7 protein-coding genes and 2 pseudogenes are annotated in these 6,274 nt (G+C 54.2%); 6 read left to right on the forward strand and 3 right to left on the reverse strand.

What is annotated here, in order from left to right; all coding sequences use genetic code 11:
* Window positions 1-570: 570 nt before the first annotated feature.
* Window positions 571-1,311, forward strand: a complete 741-nt coding sequence (locus tag VMT71_14585) for a cation transporter (protein HVN25198.1) — start codon at window positions 571-573, stop codon at window positions 1,309-1,311.
* 55 nt (window positions 1,312-1,366) lie between these two features.
* On the opposite strand, the gene hgcB is transcribed toward VMT71_14585, so the two are convergent.
* From hgcB to VMT71_14600, 3 genes and pseudogenes are all read right to left on the reverse strand, one after another.
* Window positions 1,367-1,660, reverse strand: a complete 294-nt coding sequence (gene hgcB, locus VMT71_14590) for a mercury methylation ferredoxin HgcB (GenBank protein HVN25199.1) — start codon at window positions 1,658-1,660, stop codon at window positions 1,367-1,369.
* 5 nt (window positions 1,661-1,665) lie between these two features.
* A pseudogene (gene hgcA, locus VMT71_14595) lies at window positions 1,666-2,460 on the reverse strand (mercury methylation corrinoid protein HgcA).
* A gap of 108 nt (window positions 2,461-2,568) precedes the next feature.
* Window positions 2,569-2,904, reverse strand: a pseudogene (locus VMT71_14600) (mercury methylation corrinoid protein HgcA).
* Between the two features lie 143 nt (window positions 2,905-3,047).
* On the opposite strand from VMT71_14600, the gene VMT71_14605 reads away from it, so the two are divergent.
* From VMT71_14605 to VMT71_14625, 5 genes are all read left to right on the forward strand, one after another.
* Window positions 3,048-3,416, forward strand: a complete 369-nt coding sequence (locus tag VMT71_14605) for a metalloregulator ArsR/SmtB family transcription factor (protein HVN25200.1) — start codon at window positions 3,048-3,050, stop codon at window positions 3,414-3,416.
* 2 nt (window positions 3,417-3,418) lie between these two features.
* Window positions 3,419-4,507: an ACR3 family arsenite efflux transporter gene (arsB, locus tag VMT71_14610; protein ID HVN25201.1), complete on the forward strand. Its 1,089-nt coding sequence runs from the start codon at window positions 3,419-3,421 to the stop codon at window positions 4,505-4,507.
* Between the two features lie 14 nt (window positions 4,508-4,521).
* Complete coding sequence (locus tag VMT71_14615; protein HVN25202.1) at window positions 4,522-4,953, forward strand: arsenate reductase ArsC; 432 nt, start codon at window positions 4,522-4,524, stop codon at window positions 4,951-4,953.
* An 88-nt stretch (window positions 4,954-5,041) separates the two neighbouring features.
* On the forward strand, window positions 5,042-5,245 hold the full coding sequence (locus tag VMT71_14620; GenBank protein HVN25203.1) for a hypothetical protein: 204 nt from the start codon (window positions 5,042-5,044) through the stop codon (window positions 5,243-5,245).
* 531 nt (window positions 5,246-5,776) lie between these two features.
* On the forward strand, window positions 5,777-6,274 hold a 498-nt coding region (locus tag VMT71_14625), incomplete at its 3' end, for an ATPase domain-containing protein (protein HVN25204.1).

The raw sequence follows: 6,274 nt of genomic DNA on the forward strand, positions 1-6,274 counted from the left end.
TTCAAAAGAAGAGAAGAAGGACTCATCTACAAGAAAGCCGTCCTGGCCACTGCGCACAAGCTGATCAGAGTGATGTTCTCGATGTTGGTACATCAAAAACCTTTTGATCCGGAGAGGAGAAAATAAATATAGTTGACTGAAAGGCGCAACGTGATGGCTTAAGCCAAAGCATTGTTAGAAACAATGTCCATAAGTCCAACGTAATGTCGAAAGTCCTTTCCGAGAGCCCAAATGGCACCCGGTATCCGTTTTGAGATCTACATGCAGGAAAGCTCGTTCCTCGACCTATCGTCCTACAGAGTTGCAGCTTCACGGCGCAACTGTTCTTGCCTATTCAAAATTTGAATGCTCGTTTTCAAACATTACTGTATTGGCGTTTCTCGCTTTTGCTACCGACACGCAACTGCACGACTGGCATTCGATGCTCCGATACTCCGGTCGGTGGAGTTTATTCTCGGTCATCGTGTATAATCGACTGACAGGAGAGCCGATGTAAAAAAAGAGTGAAGTAACGTTATGCTCAAAACGACCTTCAACATATCAAAAATGGATTGTCCTTCGGAAGAACGAATGATACGGATGAAATTGGAGGAACTCACTACTATTCAATCCCTGGAATTTGACCTGCCAGCACGGACGCTTCAGGTGTGCCACACGGGCGGCTACGATATTCTCCTCGACGCCCTCGAAAGTCTCAAGTTTGATGCAAAGCTGCTTTCCTCTGAACCGGTAGATCCGGTAAGCGCAGACAAGGCATGCCGTCAGGAAAGCCGCGTTCTCTGGCAAGTCCTTGCGATCAATTTCTTTTTCTTTGCTCTTGAGATGCTGACCGGCTTCTTGGCCGGGTCAATGGGCCTTGTCGCTGATAGCCTGGATATGCTGGCGGACAGCATTGTCTACGCGCTATCGCTGTTTGCTGTCGGTGGCACGGTCTCACGGAAAAAAAATATTGCCGGAGCAGCTGGTTATTTCCAGCTGGCGTTGGCCCTTCTGGGATTCGCGGAGGTTATCAGACGTTTTCTGGGGCATGGCGAGACGCCAGACTATCGCCTGATGATCATCATCTCCTTGCTCGCTCTCACCGGTAACGCGATCTGCCTCTATCTGCTACAGAAGTCGAAGAGCAAGGAAGCCCATATGCAGGCAAGCAGGATCTTCACGTCCACAGACGTTATCGTGAACCTCGGCGTTATCGTGGCGGGTGTCCTTGTGTGTCTGACAGCTTCCAAGCTGCCTGATCTGATAGTTGGAACAATCGTTTTCATGCTGGTTGGAAGAGGTGCGTATAGGATTCTGCAACTGTCTAAATGATCTTATCCTGCTTCTTTTTGGTAATCATCCTTAATCTGGAGAACAGAAGATCACATCAGGAAAGGCAGTTCTCATCAACTCCGCAACAGGCTGCTTTTCGCCCGAGCATCTGGTTCATAATCGCCGAGGCACATCCCACGCCCGCCTTCACGGTCAATGCACCCTGTGGACAGTTGCGCTGACAGGCTCCGCATTCGATGCACGCATCGCGTAACGCAATCTCGATCTTTCCGTTCGATCGCCGAAGTACTTCGCGGGAACAGACCTGAAGACAGGTTCCACACCCGGTGCAGGTCTCCGGACTGTAGGCAAGGGTAACGACGTCTTTGAGGTACAGCATGGATCGCATCCGGTTCATCCTCCCATTAGAGCGATGACCCATAGGACGAGACCGGCGGCAGTCCCTCCGATCTGAAGGGGAAGCGCAATGCGCATCTCCTTCCTGACTCCCGAGAGTGAGGTGACCGTGGAGGAGCCCGTGAAGTTCATCGCAAGGTACGCGGCCATGGCGGAAACCAGCGTCAGAAGAGCAACCGCTCCCATGCTGCTCACGCTATGCCCCACAGAAAGGAGCGAAGTGACCAACAAGCCCGACAGGAGACCCAGAATAGACCCTTTTACCGAAAAAGCTCTACCGGGAAGCCACGGCAGAAGAAGTGGGGTGAAGACTGCCCCCACGAGTATCGATGTTCCTATCGCAATGAGGGGGATCAAGAGCGAGTCAAGCGCTCTCGATAGGGAGAACCCGGCAGCAAGAAACGAGAGGAGAAAAAGTCCTGCGGCAGCGGGCAAGGCTACCTTTAGCGCCGGTACGACCTCCATGGGAACAAGTGCCAGCCTCTCCCTGAACCCGAAGTCTTTTGTCCTCATCCGCCCTTCTGCCTTGAGGCTCCGTGTAAGGAACGCAGGCAGGTCCTCGGCACGAACCGGGCCGTACACGACCTGAAAGCCGGAACGCCTCTTCACGTCATGCGCCGCGATGCCCGGAGCTCCCAGTTGAGGGACTATGAGCTTGCGGTGGGATACTATGCTGGCAAGGCGGCTCGATGCTATCCGCTCAACCAGTTCATCGGTTCCGAACGTGCCCTTCCCAGCGGCGCACCAGACGTTGATCCCCAGCGTGTCAAGGACGAGGATCCATCCGTCTATCTCTGGGGCTCGCGTCGCCCCCTCCACCGGCAAAGCCGTCGGAGCCTCCCCCTCTCGCTCGCCGTGTTCGCTAGGTAGATTCCCTCCGAGCGGCGCCGCTCGGAGGGAATCTACAGAAGATACGGCTCTTCGGAAGAGATCAAACGTCAGCTTGTAGTTTGCGGTAACGAAAACCGGGGATTCTGCGTCTGGCTCTCCTAGTGCGTAGAGGCCTGCATCCACCCGGTAGTTCATCCGCCCTATTCCCCATCGTGCCTTAAAGGCGCCGATCCGCTCCGCACGACCAAAAACGTGCGAAGCGCGAGGGACCGGACCGACAGCGGTCTGCAGCGAACCGGTCACAAAAGGTTGATCGAGGCGAGGGGGCCTGACCGGACCCCGCTTCTCGGAGGGGCCTCAGCAGGGTTCGGAGGCGACGGTGTTCAACAGAGGAAGAAGTTCCATAGACCTAATAATATACACTTCGAGGGCTTCTTGTCAAGAGAATCATATCAAAATACAATTAAGCATTGCTACGAAAATATGTTGACTTATATGCAGATATGAGCTATTAATATTAAATATTGTTGATATGACTGGAGGATAGCATGAATGAGCTTCTCACGCTGTTCAAGGCGTTGTCAGATGAAACGCGGCTGAGGATCGTAAAGCTCCTGGAGAACGGCGAGTTGTGTGTATGTCACCTGGTAGCTGCCGTCGACATGTCGCAGCCGAAGATTTCGTTCCATCTTAAGGCGCTCAAGGAGGCGGGTCTCGTGAAGGACAGGCGGGAGGGCAAGTGGATGCATTACCGCCTCAATGAGTCGGATCTGTTCAAACGACTCCTCTTTCTCTCCATCGCGGAGCGGGTCAGGGAAAAGGACATTGCGACCGATCGCCGGCGGTTGCAAGCGTTCATCGCGTCGAGAGCCGACGAACTTCCCGACGCCCCGGCAGGGTGCTGTGCGAGGGCGTGAAGATGGATCGTGAGGTACGAAACCTTTCCTTTCTCGACCGGTTCCTCACCCTGTGGATCTTCCTCGGTATGCTTGTCGGAATCGGGTGGGGTTACCTCTTCCCCGGTGTGGTCGGTTTCTGGAATCAATTCCAAAGCGGAACCACCAACGTCCCCATAGCCATAGGCCTCATCCTCATGATGTACCCGCCTCTCGCAAAAGTACGCTATGAGGAGCTGGGTGAGGTGTTCAAGAACGTGAAGGTCCTCGCCCTCTCTCTCGTGCAGAACTGGGTCGTCGGCCCGGTTCTCATGTTTGTTCTTGCCATCCTCTTCCTGCGGGGCTACCCAGACTACATGATCGGTCTTATCCTGATCGGCCTTGCCCGCTGCATCGCCATGGTGATCGTCTGGAATGACCTTGCGGAGGGAGACAGGGAATACTGCGCCGGCCTTGTCGCCTTCAATTCCATTTTTCAGGTGCTCTTTTTTTCTGTCTACGCCTATGTCTTCATCACTGTGCTTCTGCCCATGCTCGGCTTTAAGGGCGTACTCGTCAACATCACTATAGGCCAGATCGCAAAGAGTGTCTTCATCTACCTGGGCATTCCCTTTATCGCCGGAGTCCTTACTCGGGCAGTCCTGATCACCATCAAAGACAGGACCTGGTATCATGAGAGGTTCATCCCGAAGATCAGTCCGCTCACGTTGGTTGCCCTCCTCTTTACGATTCTTGTCATGTTCTCCCTGAAGGGTGAGTATATCGTCAAGATACCCCTCGACGTACTAAGGATCGCCATACCGCTTCTGCTCTACTTCGTCATCATGTTCCTTGTTTCATTCTTCATGAGCGCGAAGGTGAAGGCCCATTACGGTCAGGCTGCAACGCTTTCCTTTACCGCCGCATCGAACAACTTCGAGCTTGCCATAGCAGTAGCCGTGGCGGTCTTCGGCATCAATTCAGGCCAGGCCTTTGCCGCGGTGATAGGGCCTCTGGTCGAGGTGCCTGTATTGATTAACCTCGTGCACCTCTCGCTCTGGTTTAAGAGAAAGTATTTCCCTTATACGGTAGAGACACCCGTTGGGGTCTGCTATTATAGCTGTGAAGAATGACGGGAGGAAAAGCTGTGGACAAGACCAAGGTTTTGTTTGTGTGCGTCCATAACAGCGCCCGGAGCCAGATGGCCGAGGCCTTCTTGAGGTCTCTGGGGGGTGAGCAGTTTGAAGCAGTGAGCGCGGGCATCGAACCCGGGGTACTCAATCCGCTTGTCGTCGAGGTGATGCGGGAGGTGAGCATTGACATATCTCAGAACAAAACAAAGAGTGTATTCGATTTCTACGAGAACGGAGAGGTATTTTCATACGTCATAACCGTGTGCGATCAAGCGAGTGCTGAGATGTGTCCCATGTTTCCCGGATCAGCAAAGAAGCTTCATTGGAGTTTCGCCGACCCGTCATCCTTTACGGGCACCCGCGAGGAAAAGCTGGAGCAGACCAGGAGGGTGAGAGATGCGATAAAGAAGCAACTGGAAGATTGGCTCAGAGAGCTTGACGTGTAAGTCTTTGCCAATTTGGAGGAGCACGAGAATGGCAAGTAAAAGGAAGATAGAAGTATTTGTGGCTGGTTGACCGCTCTGCGACGAGACCGTGAGCCTCGTGAACGAAGTGTCCTCTTCGAGTTGTGATGTTAGCGTCTATAACTTGAAGGAGGGCGGAATGGACAAAGCCAGGGAATATGGCGTCACGTCCGTTCCTACCGTTGTTGTAGACGGTCAAATACTGGACTGCTGCAGGAGGGGGAAACCCACAGCCGAAGATTTGAGAGCGGCAGGGATAGGATCGCCACCATGACAGGCAAGCGGCATCTGTTGGCGGCCGTTCACGTTTCAGTCGTCTCGGATATCGCGATTACCAGCGGCATTCTTCGCGCCCGTCCCTAAGCAGGCTAAGGGCCTGGATAAGATGTGCGATTGGGGAGATACTTGCAAACTGGCAAATAGGTATTATCTTTGATAAAAGACCTCACGCAACGTCCATCAAGGGGATAGCGGAACGCGAAGCCGCTGGCTGTTTCGATCGCGCCTCCGTTGAGGTCGACCGCACCCTCGTACTGTGCCGAGGAGCGCCTTGGCTTCGCGTTATGCAGGGTTGCAGGTTCTATCTGAGACCCTGCTCCCGTCAGGGGGGATCACGCCTGTTCGGACATCTGGCAGCGTCAAGCCGATTTTGCTTTACACGCGGAACAGCACGAGCAATAATAGGAGATCATCAGGCGAGTTTCATCACGGCCATGAGCGCGGCGGCTGCGGCTGCTGACCGCACAAGACAGGCCGCACGGTTGAGTGCTATCCTATCCTACATTCACCACAGGAGGTATTCCTGATGGCCAAACCGACAGCCCACCCCCATCCATTCCAGCTCCAGAAGTGCCCCACCGGCATCACTGGTCTCGATGAACTCACCCAGGGCGGACTGCCGAAAGGCCGTCCCACCCTCGTCACCGGATCTGCCGGCTCGGGTAAGACGCTGCTCGCCATGGAGTTTCTCGTCAAAGGCGCGACCATGTACGATGAACCCGGCGTCTTCATGGCCTTCGAGGAGACCAGTGAAGACCTTACCAAAAACGTGGCCTCCCTCGGTTTCGACCTGGACGGCCTCGTCAAAAAGAAGAAGCTCGCCATCGATTACGTCTATATAGAACGTTCCGAGATTGAGGAGACCGGCGAATACGATCTCGAAGGCCTCTTTATCCGTCTCGGTCACGCGATCGATTCGATACAGGCGAAACGCGTGGCCATCGACACCATCGAGGTGCTCTTCGGCGGTCTCCCTAATGACGCGATCCTCAGGGCCGAGCTCAGGCGCCTGTTCCGCTGGCTC

This window comes from Syntrophorhabdales bacterium, from assembly GCA_035541455.1.
Lineage (GTDB): Bacteria > Desulfobacterota > Syntrophorhabdia > Syntrophorhabdales > WCHB1-27 > JADGQN01.